This is a genomic window from Bacillus songklensis (assembly GCF_042649685.1).
GTDB classification, from domain to species: Bacteria; Bacillota; Bacilli; order Bacillales; family Bacillaceae_H; genus Bacillus_BA; species Bacillus_BA songklensis.
Genome location: NZ_JBHRZT010000052.1, coordinates 136,902 through 152,214, shown reverse-complemented (window position 1 = coordinate 152,214; position 15,313 = coordinate 136,902). Strand labels below are relative to the sequence as shown.

Annotated in this window: 12 protein-coding genes, 2 pseudogenes and 3 other annotated features; of the genes and pseudogenes, 8 read left to right on the top strand and 6 right to left on the bottom strand. The window is 40.2% G+C overall.

The window, feature by feature from the left end:
* Window positions 1–50: 50 nt before the first annotated feature.
* From ACFOU2_RS12015 to ACFOU2_RS12005, 3 genes and pseudogenes are all read right to left on the bottom strand, one after another.
* Window positions 51–350, bottom strand: a complete 300-nt coding sequence (locus ACFOU2_RS12015) for a hypothetical protein (RefSeq protein WP_377915399.1) — start codon at window positions 348–350, stop codon at window positions 51–53.
* A gap of 53 nt (window positions 351–403) precedes the next feature.
* Complete coding sequence (locus ACFOU2_RS12010; protein WP_377915397.1) at window positions 404–1,090, bottom strand: SIMPL domain-containing protein; 687 nt, start codon at window positions 1,088–1,090, stop codon at window positions 404–406.
* Window positions 1,091–1,378: 288 nt separating this feature from the next.
* Window positions 1,379–2,134, bottom strand: a pseudogene (locus tag ACFOU2_RS12005) (sodium:solute symporter family transporter); the annotation flags it as partial.
* A 189-nt stretch (window positions 2,135–2,323) separates the two neighbouring features.
* Here ACFOU2_RS12005 and ACFOU2_RS12000 point away from each other — a divergent pair.
* Window positions 2,324–3,379, top strand: a complete 1,056-nt coding sequence (locus ACFOU2_RS12000) for a pyruvate kinase (protein WP_377915395.1) — start codon at window positions 2,324–2,326, stop codon at window positions 3,377–3,379.
* Window positions 3,380–3,450: 71 nt separating this feature from the next.
* On the opposite strand, the gene ACFOU2_RS11995 is transcribed toward ACFOU2_RS12000, so the two are convergent.
* On the bottom strand, window positions 3,451–4,431 hold the full coding sequence (locus ACFOU2_RS11995; protein ID WP_377915393.1) for a spermine/spermidine synthase domain-containing protein: 981 nt from the start codon (window positions 4,429–4,431) through the stop codon (window positions 3,451–3,453).
* Window positions 4,428–4,829 (bottom strand): adenosylmethionine decarboxylase, encoded by a 402-nt coding sequence (gene speD, locus ACFOU2_RS11990; protein ID WP_377915391.1) that lies wholly within the window; start codon window positions 4,827–4,829, stop codon window positions 4,428–4,430. The genes ACFOU2_RS11995 and speD overlap by 4 nt, the downstream gene beginning before the upstream one ends.
* A 326-nt stretch (window positions 4,830–5,155) precedes the next feature.
* Between speD and ACFOU2_RS11985 the strand changes: the two genes are divergently transcribed.
* The 3 genes and pseudogenes from ACFOU2_RS11985 to ACFOU2_RS11975 all read left to right on the top strand — a co-directional run.
* Entirely contained in the window at window positions 5,156–5,452 is a 297-nt protein-coding gene (locus tag ACFOU2_RS11985; RefSeq protein WP_377915389.1) for a DUF5634 family protein, read from the top strand.
* Window positions 5,453–5,810: 358 nt separating this feature from the next.
* Window positions 5,811–6,635 carry an MIP/aquaporin family protein gene (locus tag ACFOU2_RS11980; protein WP_377915387.1) on the top strand — a complete coding sequence of 275 codons (825 nt, stop codon included), beginning with the start codon at window positions 5,811–5,813 and terminating at the stop codon, window positions 6,633–6,635.
* A gap of 10 nt (window positions 6,636–6,645) precedes the next feature.
* Window positions 6,646–6,787 (top strand): annotated as a pseudogene (locus ACFOU2_RS11975) (hypothetical protein); the annotation flags it as partial.
* A 72-nt stretch (window positions 6,788–6,859) separates the two neighbouring features.
* Here the strand turns inward: ACFOU2_RS11975 and pepF are convergent.
* Window positions 6,860–8,770: an oligoendopeptidase F gene (pepF, locus tag ACFOU2_RS11970; RefSeq protein WP_377915385.1), complete on the bottom strand. Its 1,911-nt coding sequence runs from the start codon at window positions 8,768–8,770 to the stop codon at window positions 6,860–6,862.
* Window positions 8,771–9,653: 883 nt separating this feature from the next.
* Window positions 9,654–9,884, top strand: a binding site (T-box leader).
* 46 nt (window positions 9,885–9,930) lie between these two features.
* Window positions 9,931–10,159: a binding site (T-box leader), on the top strand.
* 199 nt (window positions 10,160–10,358) lie between these two features.
* Between pepF and ACFOU2_RS11965 the strand changes: the two genes are divergently transcribed.
* The 4 genes from ACFOU2_RS11965 to ACFOU2_RS11950 all read left to right on the top strand — a co-directional run bounded on the left by ACFOU2_RS11965 (window position 10,359) and on the right by ACFOU2_RS11950 (window position 15,207).
* Window positions 10,359–11,435 (top strand): bifunctional 3-deoxy-7-phosphoheptulonate synthase/chorismate mutase, encoded by a 1,077-nt coding sequence (locus ACFOU2_RS11965; RefSeq protein ID WP_377915383.1) that lies wholly within the window; start codon window positions 10,359–10,361, stop codon window positions 11,433–11,435.
* Between the two features lie 10 nt (window positions 11,436–11,445).
* Window positions 11,446–11,670, top strand: a binding site (T-box leader).
* A gap of 117 nt (window positions 11,671–11,787) precedes the next feature.
* Window positions 11,788–12,957 (top strand): chorismate synthase, encoded by a 1,170-nt coding sequence (gene aroC, locus ACFOU2_RS11960; protein WP_377915381.1) that lies wholly within the window; start codon window positions 11,788–11,790, stop codon window positions 12,955–12,957.
* Between the two features lie 79 nt (window positions 12,958–13,036).
* Window positions 13,037–14,107: a histidinol-phosphate transaminase gene (hisC, locus tag ACFOU2_RS11955; RefSeq protein ID WP_377916378.1), complete on the top strand. Its 1,071-nt coding sequence runs from the start codon at window positions 13,037–13,039 to the stop codon at window positions 14,105–14,107.
* Entirely contained in the window at window positions 14,107–15,207 is a 1,101-nt protein-coding gene (locus tag ACFOU2_RS11950; protein WP_377915379.1) for a prephenate dehydrogenase, read from the top strand. The genes hisC and ACFOU2_RS11950 overlap by 1 nt, the downstream gene beginning before the upstream one ends.
* Window positions 15,208–15,313 lie beyond the last annotated feature (106 nt).

The window sequence follows — 15,313 nt, the reverse complement described above, 5'->3', positions numbered from 1 at the left end:
ATATGCGTAAATAAATTAGCATGGATGGTTTTTTATCCATGCTAATTTATTTACGTGGATTTAACTTCATCATAAATAAAATCGTATAAAGAAATAAGCTCTCTTTTCATATGATCCTCTATATTTGATTCTTCAATTCTCCTCTTGGCCAATTGAAGCTTTCTGTCAGCAGGCTGGCGTACACGAGGATGAGTCATTTCATCAAGCAAATCTTTTTTTATTGCTTCATATAAAATCTCTTTTTCGTGATAATTTTTCCCCTCATCGGTTTTAAGTTTTAATGAACGGTTTACCCATAGTTCACGGTAGGCATTTAAAAGTTGAAGATAATCCGTTTCCCGGTAAGTCATCGTAAAGCCTCCTTTTCCTTCACTATATCAATTGAAGGAAAAGGAGGCAACCATCATCCATATGAGAAAACAACTTTGAGTTGTGCCTGCAGCCGCTGTTCCCCCGGCTGGATAGGAGGAACGGATTGGGCAGCCAGAACGGTTGCTTTTGGACTGACAGCACTTTCGTAAACCGGATAGAGGGTTTCCTCAATTATCTCAACAGGGGGTTCGTGTAAGGTAGCTTTCAAAGAACGGGCAATCGTATAGGCTTTTTCTTTTGCGTTTTGGACGGCGAGCTTTAATGCTTCCTGATAATAAAGATCTGCATTTTGAAGTTGAAACTGTAGATTCCTGGCAATGTTCGCTCCGCTGTCGACAGCTGTTTTGTACACTTCTCCTGCCTGCTTGACATCTTTCACCGTAAGTGTAAACAAATGTTGAACTTCATAACCGATCAACGTTGCTTTACCATCGCTATAATCATATTTTGGATTGATGGTAAATGAAGCGGTCTCAATTTGTTCATCACGTATACCCATTTGATTCAGTGCCTGAATTAATTGAGTTGACTTTGCAGAATTTTCCTTTAACGCTTCCTGCACATTAAGGTTTTCCGTCATTACGCCGATCGTCATCGAAATCGTATCGGGTATCGCTTTGACAGTGCCTTGTCCGTGAACGGTAATGGTGTTAGGTGCATGGGACAGGGATGGAGGCGAATGCGGATAATAAGTGTGGGGGTAAAAGGATGGGTTCATCATTCTTTCTCCTTTCTTTTAATTCAAAAATAGGAAAAATACACATCATTTTTTAACAAATGATTACTAAAAGATATGTAGGAGAAAAGGGTTTATTCTTGAACACATTTTATATGAAGAAAAGAGGTTGTCCCAAAAGTACAAAGAACATACTTTAGGGACAACCTCCTGCAATGGACCGTCACTGAAAATCCAGGAAAATCAAGCATGGCGGTGGCGGCCCACCACAGAAAAAAACGATGATTACCGTCATCAGGAGGCTTTTGAATCAGCCCCTTTTTTTGTCAATTATTTGGTTTCTTCAATCATGGTTTCTTCAATCATGGTTTCTTCCATCTCTTCAAATGTATCTTGTACTTTTTCGGACGGTTCCTTCGTTAATAAGCTGACAATAATAACAGCAAGTAAGCTTAAGAAGAACCCTGGAATCATTTCATACATAAGATCTTTTAAAGCCGGAACATTGACCCATGTAAGAACGGTTACTGCACCTACAACCATACCGGCGAGGGCCCCCCATTTCGTCATGCGTTTCCAGTATAAGCTTAGCAAAATTGCTGGTCCAAACGCTGAACCAAAACCTGCCCATGCATAACCAACAAGGTTTAAAATGGTGCCACTTGGTGTAATAGAAAGGAAAATACCAATAACAGCCACTAGCAATACGGCTAGGCACCCAATCAATACCAATTCTTTGTCAGTTGCCTTACGACGGAAGAATGCCTTATAAAAGTCTTCTGTCATAGCACTTGATGTAACAAGCAATTGTGAAGAAATCGTACTCATGATCGCTGCTAAGATAGCCGCCAATAAAAATCCTGTAATATATGGGTGGAACAAGATATTTGAAAATACAATGAATACAGTTTCGGGATCAGCAAGCTTTTCGTTGTGAATAGAATAATAAGCAATACCGACTAAGCCTGTTAACATGGCACCGATAATGGAAATCCCCATCCAGCCGATACCAATGCGGCGGGCTGTTTTTAAATCCTTAATCGATGAAATGGCCATAACTTGAAATGAACCGAATCGTACAACCAGCAAATAGAAATTGTAAAAATAGAGCCAAATTCTTGCAGAATGAAACTCTGCCCTATTGAATAAACCAAGCCATTAGAATAACACTAACACTGAAACGGACTCATCAATGAATAAAAAGTATTTTGCTTTGAATTCATCCGAAGTAATTTTTATTGTGTATTTTCGTTTTATGGAGAAGGAGGATAGAAAGTGACGATCGACAAAATTTGTACAATTGGGCCGGCAAGCCAGGAAAGGGAAGTACTAAAAGAACTCATTGATCACGGAATGACAATCGTTCGTTTAAACTTATCACATGGTACTCACGATCAACATAAAAAGGTCATTCAAACGGTATATGAATTAAATAGCAACATCAAAATCTTAGGAGATATTCAGGGACCGAAAATTCGTCTTGGAGAGATAGGAGCAAAGGAGATTCAATTAAAAGAAAATGAAACTTTTACTCTCCATACGACACCCATAGTCGGAAATGAGACTGAGGCAAGCGTCGATTACGAAGGAATAACAAAGGACATAAAAGAGGGAGCCCGCCTTTTAATTAATGACGGCCAAGTGGAGTTGTTTGTAGAAAAGGCGGAAGAGGACAAGTTGGTGACAAAAGTAGTAAGAGGAGGCGCCATCAGCAGCCATAAAGGGGTCAACCTTCCCGGCACCTCTGTAAGTCTGCCTGCTATGACTGAAAAAGATAAGGAGGATTTACTGTTTTTACAGAAAGAAAAAGTCGATTATATTGCATGCTCTTTCATTCGGAAATCTGCCCATCTCCAAGAAATACGCTCATTTTTAGGAGTGAAGAAAGGAGAAGGGCCATCTCTGATTGCCAAGATTGAAACGATGGAGGGAGTCCGACATTTTTCTGCCATTCGCGAGGAGGCAGATGGCGTGATGATCGCTAGAGGCGATCTGGGAGTTGAACTGCCTTTTGAGTGGGTTCCGCTGCTGCAAAAAGCAATGATGTATGAATGCAGGGAACATGGTACATATGTCATTACAGCTACCCAGATGCTGCAATCAATGGTCAATCACTCCGTTGCGACAAGAGCAGAAGTAACCGATGTCTTTCAGGCAGTTCTAGATGGAACGAACGCCGTCATGTTGTCGCAAGAGAGTGCCACTGGAGAATATCCAGTTGAGAGTGTAAATACATTGAAAGTCGTTTCCAGCTTTGCTGAATATGTTGCCAATGATGCCCCGTTTACACTATCAGATATGATGGATCTGTTAAAAAGCGGGCTTCATTAAAAAATATGAGAAATCCAAAACATAAAAAGACGCCTGTCTTGTTCGAGGGACAGGTGGCTTTTTATGCTGCTTTAATCATCGGATACTTCTTCGGCGAAAATGTCCTGCAGTACGGGAGAATTGAGGAAGTTAACAACGGCAAACTTTTTCTGCTGCAAAATAGAATGACGAAATGACGCCAGCTTTTTTAGGTTGGCTGGCAATGTCCGATGAGGAACTAGGACATGATTATGATTCCATATCAGTGTCCGATTGGATGCGATATGAAATCCCCAATCTCCAAAAGAGGGGATGTTTGTATGATAACTAATGGTATGAAACCCAGCGCTTTCAATTGTTTTGGCAATGCTCCAAAAAACGACAGGAGTATCTCTTGGAGAGGTAGCTTGACAAACAAAAATCCCGTCTTTAGTGAGAAAGTCTTTTAAAAAAAGATATAATTCATTTGTATAAAGAGAACTGATGGACTTGTCGGTTGGATCGGGAAAATCGATGATAACAACATCATATCGAGATTGATCTTCTTTTAAGAAAACTAATGCGTCTTTACAATGGATAGTGACACGGGAATCACAAAAAGAATCATGATTCAACTCCGTTAAAGCAGGGATGTTTTGGGCGGCATACAATACGACAGGGTCCAAATCAACGAGATTCACGTGCTTCACGTCTTTATATTTTAATACTTCCCGAAGAGCAAGACCGTCTCCTCCTCCTAAAATAAGAACATGATCATGTTTGGGCGTAAAAGTAAAAGCGGGATGCACGAGTGCTTCATGATAAAAACGTTCGTCCAAAGAGCTGAATTGTAATTGATGATTTAAATACAATCTTACATCTGTGGCTTCGATAAGATGGATATCCTGATAGTCGCTTTTTTCATGAAACAATGTGTGGTGTTTGAGATTCAGCAGTTCCTGCAGCCCTTCCTGATCCCACTTATTGCTGTCAACCGTTTTAACTGTTTCTTTTTGTTTTGGAGTGTCGAGAGAAGATGAACACTGAAATGCACTTGCTGACCAAGAGTTTATTTTCTTATTATTCTTCTTCATTCCTCATTTTCTCCTTTTAAATAATGATAGGTTTTTAAAAAAATGGTCTGGGTCTTCTCGATTCCCCTTTCAATCGGATACACCGTCGCTTTCTTGGACTCAAGTTTCTCTAATAAATATTCGACTTGAAAGATGGGGTCTGTCGTTCCGCACGTGTAAAAATCCAGTGAAGCATAAGCTCGTTCCGGCCATGTATGAATAGACAGATGGGAAGTAGAAAGGATAAGCATACCCGTCACTCCATATGGTTGAAACTGATGAAAGTAGGAATACAAAATTTCCATATTGGCCGCTGCAGCTGCTTTGATGAGCAATCGTTCTAGAAAAAAACGATCGTTTAAAAGGGAAGGATTACAATAAAAAGCATCAATAATGATGTGCCTTCCTTCAATATCCACTAATTATTCACTCCCTATATAGTATGCATAACATATCCTATGAAAGTATTAAATAACAATTTGTATATATGTCTTGTGTTGACAGGAAATGGGCAAAGTGACTAAACATGGACATGTATATGAATCCACATAAATGATTTGACATGAGCAAAAAACGCCCATGTCAAATCATTTACGCCTAATCGGCTGACAAGCGACATTAAGGGTTCTTGTCAGCCAATTATACGGGAACCTTTGTCCAGCTCATTCAAGATGAAAAAGCATTTATTCTTCTTGTATGGAATGGACATCATAAAATAGAAATGAATGTGAAAGGAGAAACGAAAATGGAATTCTCAAAAAGAGAAGAACTGATGGCCGCTATGACCCAATCATTGGAACCAATGCTGAATGAACATAACTTGGATGAGATTGAAGTTTACGAAGAAGAGGGGGCTAACGAACTTTATTATATGGGTTACACGATTAAAAAGGGAGAAAATGTATACATGATTCATCAGCCGTATGTAAAAAACGAAACGGGTAAACTTGCTTTAAAAGAACACGGCTGGACCATTCAGTCTAAACAGGGGGAAACAAAAGGTTATCAATCGTTAGAAGAAGTATTCAATCAAATACAGTAAACCTCCGTCAGCCGGCAGAGTTTTATTTATAAGGCCTTGTTAAAGAACAATACTGATTTACTACTTCTAATAAAAAACTGTGAGAACATTATTTGCCAAAATAAAGGAGGAGTTTCTCTTTGACAAGTTGTAGTAGAAAAAGAAAATATAACGGCTTTTCGGAAAAATATTGACACCGCTTACAATATGACCTATAGTTAGGTCAACAAGTTAATAAGTTGTGATGGAGAAAACGGAGACTCACACAAAAGTTCCTATATTCATATAGGTCACTTTGTGTTGAGTCTTTGTTTTTTTTGCATCGCTTATCTAATTCCCAAAAAATGAGTGCTTATAAAAAGAAGAGGGGGGAAACGAAATGACACCGTTTTTAGGAGAAGTATTAGGAACTGCCATTTTAATTATTTTAGGCGGAGGTGTATGTGCAGGAGTTTCGTTAAAAAACTCTTTTGCCGCTAATTCTGGTTGGATTGTCATTACATGGGGATGGGGATTGGCGGTAGCGATTGCTGTATATGCGGTGGGGCAGTTTAGCGGTGCTCACTTAAACCCGGCTGTTACATTAGCATTGGCGTTTAAAGGAGATTTTCCTTGGAACGATGTGCCGCCTTACATTTTAGCTCAATTCATCGGAGCGATTATTGGGGCTAGTATTGTTTATTTACACTATTTACCGCATTGGAAAGAAACAGAAGACCCTGGTACAAAGCTTAGTGTATTTTCAACAGGACCGGCTATTAGTCATGCATTTTCTAATTTACTGAGTGAGATTATCGGAACGTTTATTTTAGTTGTGGGGATTCTTTCAATTGGAGCGAATAAATTTACCGACGGTTTAAATCCCTTGATTGTCGGGTTCTTAATCTTAAGCTTAGGTCTTTCGTTAGGCGGAACAACTGGTTATGCGTTAAATCCGGCCCGTGATTTGGGGCCAAGAATTGCCCATTTCTTTCTTCCGATTCCGGGCAAGGGAAGCTCTAACTGGGGGTATGCCTGGATTCCGGTATTAGGTCCAATTCTTGGCGGGTCTTTTGGCGGGTTGTTTTATAAAGCAGTCTTTTTAGGAAAAGTGACATTACACTTTTGGATTGTATTAGGCATTATGGTTTTCATTTTACTCATATTATATTTCTTAAGCAAAAAATCTCCATTGAGTTCATCAAATCAAAATTTGGCCGCGTAACCCCAAAAATATGGTTGAGGGGTTAATATGGAAAAAATATATTTTATCTTTGGATGAAAGAACGACCAGCTCCCGTACCATCATTTCAATAAAAAGGAGAAATCGTTCATGCAGCTCAACGAGAGTTTACTCAATATTTTCCCAAGATCGGCCATCACACGCGTAGATTCAAGAGTAACGGTCGTCCCGGAGCATGTTTTTTATGTCTTCCGGGACAGCGTCGTTTAGATTTTTCCCTGCTTTTTCAAAATGCGTTCCATTTCCATGACAAGTGAATGGAAGTATTCTAAAACATGATCGACCGGCTCAGGGGAAATCATGTCGACACCTGCATTTTTCAACAGTTCAATCGGGTAGTCAGATGTCCCTGCGGCTAAAAAGTTAAGATAGCGTTCCGTTGCCGCTCCGCTTGGGTCTTCTTTCATTTGTTTAACAAGTTCAAAAGCTGCTGACATAGAGGTAGCGTACTTATAAACATAATATTGGGAGTAAAAATGGGAGATACGTGACCACCCCACGCTGGATAGCTCATCTACTTGATAAGATGGACCATGATATTTTTGAAGTACTTTTGCCCACAACTCATTTAATGTTTGAGCGGTTAAGTTTTCTTTGTTACGAACTTTTTCATGGATGGCTTTTTCAAATTCGGAATACATCGTTTGAAAATAAACGGTTCCACGAATAGCATCAATTTGTTTATTGATTAAATACAGCTTTTCGTCATCTGTTGCAGCTTTATTGATTAAATAATCCATCATGATCAATTCATTGGCGGTTGAGGCGACCTCAGCTGTAAAAATGGATTGACCTGCGTTATGGTAAGGTTGATTATCATTTGTATACACTGAATTCATCGCATGTCCCATTTCATGAGCAATTGTAAGCATGTCATTTAACGTTTCATCGTAATTCAGTAAAACAAATGGGTGGGTATCATATGTGTCCCAATTATAGGCACCGGTCGCTTTTTTCTTCTTCGGATAAACATCAAGCCAGCGGCTGTTAAAACCTTGCTCTACTTTTTTGACATAGTCCTTTCCGAGTGGCTGCAAACCCTGTAAAATAGTTGCTTTCGCCTTTTCGACCGGGAACTTCATTTTATGAACAACAGCCTGATCGACAAGAGGGGCGTACATGTCATATCCATGCACTTTATCAAGCTTCATTACTTTTTTCCTCAAGTCGATGTATTCATGTAAATATTGCAGCTTGGAATCGACCGACGAAAGAAGGTTATTAAATACACTTTCAGGTATATAATCCTTTGAAAGACTTGCATCAAGACCGGAATTGTAATTCCTTGCGTCTGCGAGCAGTTCATCTGTTTTGACCGATCCGAATAAAGCGGCAGCAGTTGTATGTTTAATTCGGTCATAGCTCGTAAAAAAAGATTGAAACACTTTTTTGCGATATTCACGATTTGGGTTTTCCAGCTCTGTCAAATAGGTACTTTCTGAAACCTCCACTTTTTTCCCATTCCACTTTTTGATTGTTTCATACTGGATATCTCCTACAGATGCATTGTCATAAACGCTTTCGGGTACACCTGTAAGTGGAGAAAGCTGGGCCAGTAGAGCTTCTTCTTTTTTGGAAAGTGTATGTTCTTTTTGTTTGTACAATGCCCTTAAAGTGTGAGCATAGTCTTTTAGAAGAGGGTCCTTTATAATGGATTGCGCTTTTTTGTCAGGAAGAGAAAGCAACTCGGGTTCCATAAACGAAACGGCAGATCCATAGTCGGCATAAAGCTGTTCAGTGGTGGAGCATAGATTTGCTGCATGTTCATCTTCAATATTTAAATCTTTCATGAGATGGGCGTACAGATAAAGCTTTTCGACCTTCCGTGCCGTTTCTTCGCTTAACTTAAAGAGTTGCAAAATCGTTTTGGAGCTGTTCAGTTTCCCCTCGTATTTCTGGAGCTTTGGCAGCAGCGTCTGTTTAACTGTTTCTATATCGTCATTGAAGGCTTCCCTTGAGGGGTAAATATCTCCCAAGTTCCACGTATAATGCCCTGCCGCCTGCTCGGCAAATGCAGGTGTTTCTGTAGATTGGACAGATAAGGGAGAGAATACGAACAGAGATGTCAGCGATATAGAAACAACAGATGTTTTGATTAGGCCAGAATATTTGCCCATATAAAAATCCCCTTTCAAACGAGGCTTCCGCTGATGGAAGCTTCCCTTTATTATTACATCTTTCCTCTATTGTCAATTTTTTATCCCGATCTAACGGGCAGTAAAAACCCAGCTTCTGTGCTAAGCAGGGAGGCCAACTTGCCCATTCTAATCGGCTCGACGAATGCAACGGCATAAGATGTTTTCGAATGCAACATTTAGGGTAAACGTTTATACGAGTATCCTGGAGGCAGGCTTTATGGATTTAGAATAGACGATCATTCCGGTTTTTAATGGTATATGTCTGTGAGGAATTATCGAAAAAACACTTGCATTTGTTATCGGAAATATATATAATAGAAAAGTTGCTCCCAAAAAAACATCTTCTTTATATTCCTCGGAACAAGTTAGTCCACCGCTTTCTTAAACCCAATGATGGAAATGTGGATTTTTGTGAACTTGATTCACACTGGCGCGGTCTCGGAGCCGTGAGGACGAAAGAGAGGTAGGGCTTTCGTTGTTTTAAGTTACAAAAATCATAAATGAATGCTGATTATGTTTTATATATAAAGATATTGAGGGGATGATTCTAAAAGGTAAGAAACCATACCTTTCGAATCACCCCTTAAAAGAACCCGGTATGAGAAATCCGATAAAATGAAGGATTTTTCTGCCGGGTTTTTTCAGTAAAAATGTTTCCAGCCGTCTATCGTAAACTTATAGCGGGCTCCTTTTTTGAGGGCGAGGCTGGTTAAGATATTTTACATTCATTCGTTCGGATGAACCAAAATCAACATTAAATTTCAAAATGTTTTTTTAAAAGTTATTGACATATGATTGAAAATCAATCTATAATACAAAGCATAAAGTTACAAAATATTAACAAAAATTGGTTTGCATATATGGTTCGGCGACGAAAGGAAACAAGTAGTGTCTTATCTCCCTGTTATAGAGAGCTGATGGTTGGTGGGAATCAGTACAAAGATAAACATGAATTACAGTCCTGGAGCTTCTTTTTCGTAGTAAAGAGAAATCTTTATGAAGGGAAAGACGGTCATTTGATCGTTAACAATGTCAAGTGGTGAACAATATGGTTCACAACTAGGGTGGTACCGCGATTATAATCGTCCCTACTGGTAAAACAGTAGGGACTTTTTTATTGTCTGGTATAATTGAATAAATCATAAGCAACGAAAGGAAACGAGTAGTGTCTTATCTCCCTGTTATAGAGAGCTGATGGTTGGTGGGAATCAGTACAAAGATAAACATGAATTACAGTCCTGGAGCTTCTTTTTCGTAGTGAAGAGAAATCTTTATGAAGGGAAAGACGGTCATTTGATCGTTAACAATGCCAAGTGGTGAACAGGTGTTCACAATAAGGGTGGTACCGCGGTGAGAATCGTCCCTGTCGTTTAACAAGATACGACAGGGACGATTTTTTATTATTTGAAGGAGGTGATGCCTTTTATATTGGTTTAGAACGGCATTGACACCAGCTTATCTCCCTTTATGTCAGAAACTTGGAAATATTAAAATTAAAATGTTTAATGCAGAAATCTGTATTTAACTATAAAAACTATAACAAATACAATCCCAGGAGGAATAAAACATGGCTACAAACGAATTAACACAATTACGCAACAAAATAGATGAGATTAACTTGCAAATTTTAAAGTTATTAAACGAACGGGGGGAAATCGTTCAGGAAATCGGAAAGCAAAAGAAAAAGCAAGGAGTTAACCGATTTGACCCGGTTCGTGAGCGCCAAGCACTTGATTTAATTATCGAGCATCATGACGGACCTTTTGAAACATCAACGATTCAGCACATTTTCAAAGAAATCTTTAAAGCAAGCCTCGAGCTGCAGGAAGACGATCATCGCAAGGCATTGCTCGTTTCACGTAAAGCACGCCCGGAAAATACGATTGTTGATATAAACGGAGAAACGATCGGGGATGGCACGCAGCGATTCATTATGGGACCATGTGCGGTTGAAAGTTACGAGCAAGTAAAAGCTGTGGCTTTAGCCATGAAAGAGCAAGGTCTTACATTAATGCGGGGCGGTGCATTCAAGCCTCGAACTTCTCCATATGATTTTCAGGGATTGGGCGTAGAAGGATTGCAGATCTTAAGAGAAGTGGCAAACGAAGTCGGCATGTCAATCATCAGTGAAATTGTTACACCACATGATGTGGAAATAGCGGTAGATTATGTTGATGTTATTCAGGTGGGCGCCCGTAACATGCAAAATTTCGAATTACTTAAAACAGTCGGAAAAGTGAAGAAGCCTGTATTATTAAAACGTGGTCTTGCTGCAACGATTGAAGAATTCATCAATGCGGCGGAATACATTATTTCACAAGGAAACGACCAAATCATTTTATGTGAGCGAGGCATTCGCACATATGAAAAAGCGACAAGAAACACATTGGATATTTCAGCTGTTCCAATTTTGAAGAAAGAAACACACTTGCCGGTTATAGTCGACGTAACCCACTCTACGGGAAGAAGAGATTTGCTTCTTCCAACGGCTAAAGCTGCACTAGCGATCGGAGCGGATGCCGTCATGGCGGAGGTTCATCCAGATCCTGCGGTTGCATTATCTGATGCAGCCCAGCAAATGAACATCCCTCAATTCAATGAGTTCATGAACGAATTAAAAGCATTTAAAGAAAAATTGGCGTAAAACCGAATAATAACAAGCTTTGAAAGGAACAAAGTAATGCTTATTTCCCTGTTACAGAGAGCTGATGGATGGTGCAAGTCAGTACAAAAATTAGCATGAATTACAGTCCTGGAGCTTCTTTTTCGTAGTAACATCCGTTATGAAGGAAAAGACGGTTATCAACCGTTATTAAAATGAAGAGATGGACCATGTTGTCCATAAATAGGGTGGTACCGCGGTGTAAATCGTCCCTGCTGAACAATCAGCAGGGATTTTTTCGCTCTAACGGGCAGTTCAACTAACACTCGGTGGAGGAAAATCTCCACTAAGTGAAGTTTCACTTTATGGTGAAAAGATAAGGAGGAGACAAAGGATGAGATATTTAACAGCAGGAGAATCACACGGACCACAGCTTACAGTTATTATAGAAGGAGTACCGGCAGGCCTTCACTTAACTGTTGAAGATATCAATGAGGAGCTTACAAGGAGACAAAAAGGGCATGGACGCGGCAGGCGAATGCAAATTGAAAAAGATGAAGTCCAAATTTTAAGCGGTGTCCGGCATGGTTACACGCTGGGTTCACCGATTACCCTTGTTGTTGTCAATGATGATTTCAAGCATTGGACGAAAATTATGGGAGCCGCTCCGCCGGAAGAAGATTCCAATGAAATCAAACGAAAAATCACGAGACCCCGCCCCGGTCATGCGGATTTAAATGGAGCCATCAAATATGGACATCGCGATATGAGAAATGTTTTGGAACGTTCCTCGGCAAGGGAAACGACAGTAAGGGTGGCTGTCGGGGCCGTAGCGAAAAAAATTCTTTCCATGCTTGGTGTTCAGATGGCTGGACACGTGTTGGAAATTGGCGGGATTCGGGCAAAAATTCAATCTCATCCATCCGTAAAAGAAATGAGAGAAAGAGCAGAAGGATCTCCGGTGCGCTGTTTAGATCCTGAAGCGGAACCTTTTATGATGAAAGTGATCGATGAAGCGAAGGAAAACGGGGATTCTGTTGGAGGCATAGTAGAAGTTATTGCAGAAGGGATGCCAATCGGTGTAGGGAGCTATGTGCATTACGATTGCAAATTGGATGCCAAAATAGCGGCAGGCATGATGAGCATCAATGCCTTTAAAGGTGTAGAAATAGGGGTTGGATTCGAAGCGGCCAGAAACCCGGGAAGCGTGGTACATGACGAAATAATGTGGACCGAAGAGAAAGGATATACAAGAAAAACAAACCGAGCAGGCGGCATCGAAGGCGGGATGACAACAGGGATGCCGATTGTTGTAAGAGGCGTGATGAAGCCCATTCCGACACTTTACAAGCCGCTTGAAAGCGTCGATATTGACACGAAACAGCCGTTTCAAGCGAGTATTGAACGATCCGATAGCTGTGCAGTTCCGGCAGCAAGTGTTGTCGCAGAATCGGTAGTAGCTTGGGAACTGGCCAATTCATTAGTAGAGCAGTTTGGCCAAGATCGAATGGAATTGATCCAGCAAAATATCCTCAAACATAACGAATATGCAAGAGGGTTTTAATAGAATGAATGCTGATTGTTTCGGGAACTAAACAAATTAATAAAAGTGAGGGATATTAAGAGTGAAAGCGCAGATTTTAATGCTTCAACCATACAAACCAGGAAAATCTCCTGAACAAATAAAAAAGGAATACAACGTCGATAAAGTAATCAAACTGGCCTCAAATGAAAATCCGTTTGGTTGTTCTCCTAAAGTGGAGAGCGCTTTACAAAATTCGTTACAGCTTTGTGCAACATATCCGGATGGTGCCGCAACGGAATTGCGTAAAAAGCTTTCCGAACATCTACAGGTAAAAGAAAACCAGCTTTTGTTTGGAAGCGGACTTGATGAGGTCATACAAACGATTAGCCGAGTCATGCTGTGTGAAGGAGATAACATTGTTACCGCTTTAGAGACATTTCCTCAGTATAAACATCATGCGATCATAGAAGGATGCGAGGTTCGGGAAATCCCATTAATAAACGGGAGGTACGATTTAGATACAATGTCCAAAGCCATCGATCTTCGAACAAGAGTGGTGTGGATTTGTAATCCTAATAATCCGACGGGCACATACGTGAAAGAAGAAGCTCTCATCCGCTTTTTACGAACGATCCCGAGACAGACAATCGTCGTGTTGGATGAAGCTTACTATGAATATGTGAACGCGAAAGATTTCCCGCAAACTATTCCTTTATTAAATGAATTTGAAAATCTATTAGTTTTACGAACATTTTCAAAGGCATACGGCCTGGCAGCATTTCGTATCGGCTATGCCATCGGAAATGAACAGTTGATTGAAAAAATCAATATTGCAAGGCTTCCGTTCAATACATCAACATTTGCCCAAGCCGCTGCCATTGCAGCCCTGGAAGATCATCCATTTCTGGACTTTTGTGTAGAACAAAATAAACAGGGACTGCAACAATACGAAGAATGTTTGGAAGAGTTGGGAATTGAATATTGTCCTTCCCAGACAAACTTTATCTTCATTCGTACTGATGATTCAAATGCCTGGTTTGAACATCTCATTGAAAAGGGATACATTGTTCGTCCGTTTCCGACTGGAATTCGCATTACCATTGGAACGAAAGAACAAAATGAAGGGGTTCTTTCTATTATAAGAAATCATGTAACGGATCAAACACTTGTAAAGATAGGTGATCGATGATGAAAAAGCGGGTGCTGTTAATTGGCACAGGTCTTATCGGCGGTTCTATTGCTTTAGCCATCAAAAAAGAAGCAGATGCCATTGTCGTCGGATATGACATTAATAAAGAACAAGTAAACAAAGCAAAACAGCGTAAAGTGATTGATGAAGTCGCTTCAAGTTTGCAGGAAGAGGCGGAATTGGCTCACCTGATCATTTTGGCATCTCCTGTAGAGGCGACAACAAAGCTGATGAGACGGCTGGCTGCTTTCCATTTACGTGAAGATGTCATCATTACAGATGCAGGAAGCACAAAGGGAGATATCATGGCGCTTGCTAATGATTTATGGCAAGGGGAGGTAACGTTTATTGGCGGGCATCCGATGGCAGGGTCGCATAAAGCGGGGGTTGAAAGTGCAAAGGCCCACTTATTTGAAAATGCCTTTTATGTGTTAACTCCTCATTCGTCCACCTCTTTTGAAAAAATAGAAGAGTTAAAGCAATGGTTGAAAGGAACAAACTCTCATTTTCTTGTATTGGATACGGAAGAACATGACTACATTACAGGCGTGATTAGTCACTTTCCGCATATCATAGCGGCGGGTTTGGTCAAACAAGCGAAAAAGCATGCTGATAAAAATCCCCTCATCAGCCTGTTGGCGGCAGGAGGTTTCCGGGACATTACCCGGATTGCATCCAGCAGCCCAAACATGTGGAAAGATATCGTGAAGCAAAACCGGCATAATATTTTGCATCTTTTGGAGGATTGGATGATGGAAATGCAGAATATTCAACACATTTTAATGTCAGAAGACGATCAGGCGCTTACTCGTTTCTTTGAGGATTCGAAAGATTATCGGGACGCTTTGCCTGTCCATTCCAAAGGGGCCATTCCTTCCTACTATGATTTGTATGTCGATGTGATGGATGTGCCTGGAGCTATAGCCCGTATTACTTCCTTATTAGCGGAACAAGAAATTAGTATTACAAATCTTCATATTATCGAATCCAGAGAAGGATTATTGGGAGTGCTGCGAATTAGCTTTCAAACGGACGAGGATCGGTCGCAAGCACAAATCTTGCTTCAAAATAATGAATATAAAACATATGAAGCCGCTTAAGGAGGAGGAAATTTGACGTTAAAAAGGCAGATAACTAATTTTTCTTATGTAAAGAAATTTGATTAATCAGTTTAAAACATTTTAATGGAATATTGAATATTATGAA

Bases quoted from the DNA above. Each gene is read 5' to 3' on its own strand.
- ACFOU2_RS11965 (WP_377915383.1), top strand. From the start codon at position 10,359: ATGGCTACAAACGAATTAACACAATTACGCAACAAAATAGATGAGATT.
- hisC (WP_377916378.1), top strand. From the start codon at position 13,037: ATGCTTCAACCATACAAACCAGGAAAATCTCCTGAACAAATAAAAAAG.
- ACFOU2_RS11980 (WP_377915387.1), top strand. From the start codon at position 5,811: ATGACACCGTTTTTAGGAGAAGTATTAGGAACTGCCATTTTAATTATT.
- ACFOU2_RS12010 (WP_377915397.1), bottom strand. From the start codon at position 1,090: ATGAACCCATCCTTTTACCCCCACACTTATTATCCGCATTCGCCTCCA.
- aroC (WP_377915381.1), top strand. From the start codon at position 11,788: ATGAGATATTTAACAGCAGGAGAATCACACGGACCACAGCTTACAGTT.
- ACFOU2_RS12015 (WP_377915399.1), bottom strand. From the start codon at position 350: ATGACTTACCGGGAAACGGATTATCTTCAACTTTTAAATGCCTACCGT.
- ACFOU2_RS11985 (WP_377915389.1), top strand. From the start codon at position 5,156: ATGGAATTCTCAAAAAGAGAAGAACTGATGGCCGCTATGACCCAATCA.
- ACFOU2_RS11950 (WP_377915379.1), top strand. From the start codon at position 14,107: ATGAAAAAGCGGGTGCTGTTAATTGGCACAGGTCTTATCGGCGGTTCT.
- pepF (WP_377915385.1), bottom strand. From the start codon at position 8,770: ATGGGCAAATATTCTGGCCTAATCAAAACATCTGTTGTTTCTATATCG.
- ACFOU2_RS11995 (WP_377915393.1), bottom strand. From the start codon at position 4,431: ATGAAGAAGAATAATAAGAAAATAAACTCTTGGTCAGCAAGTGCATTT.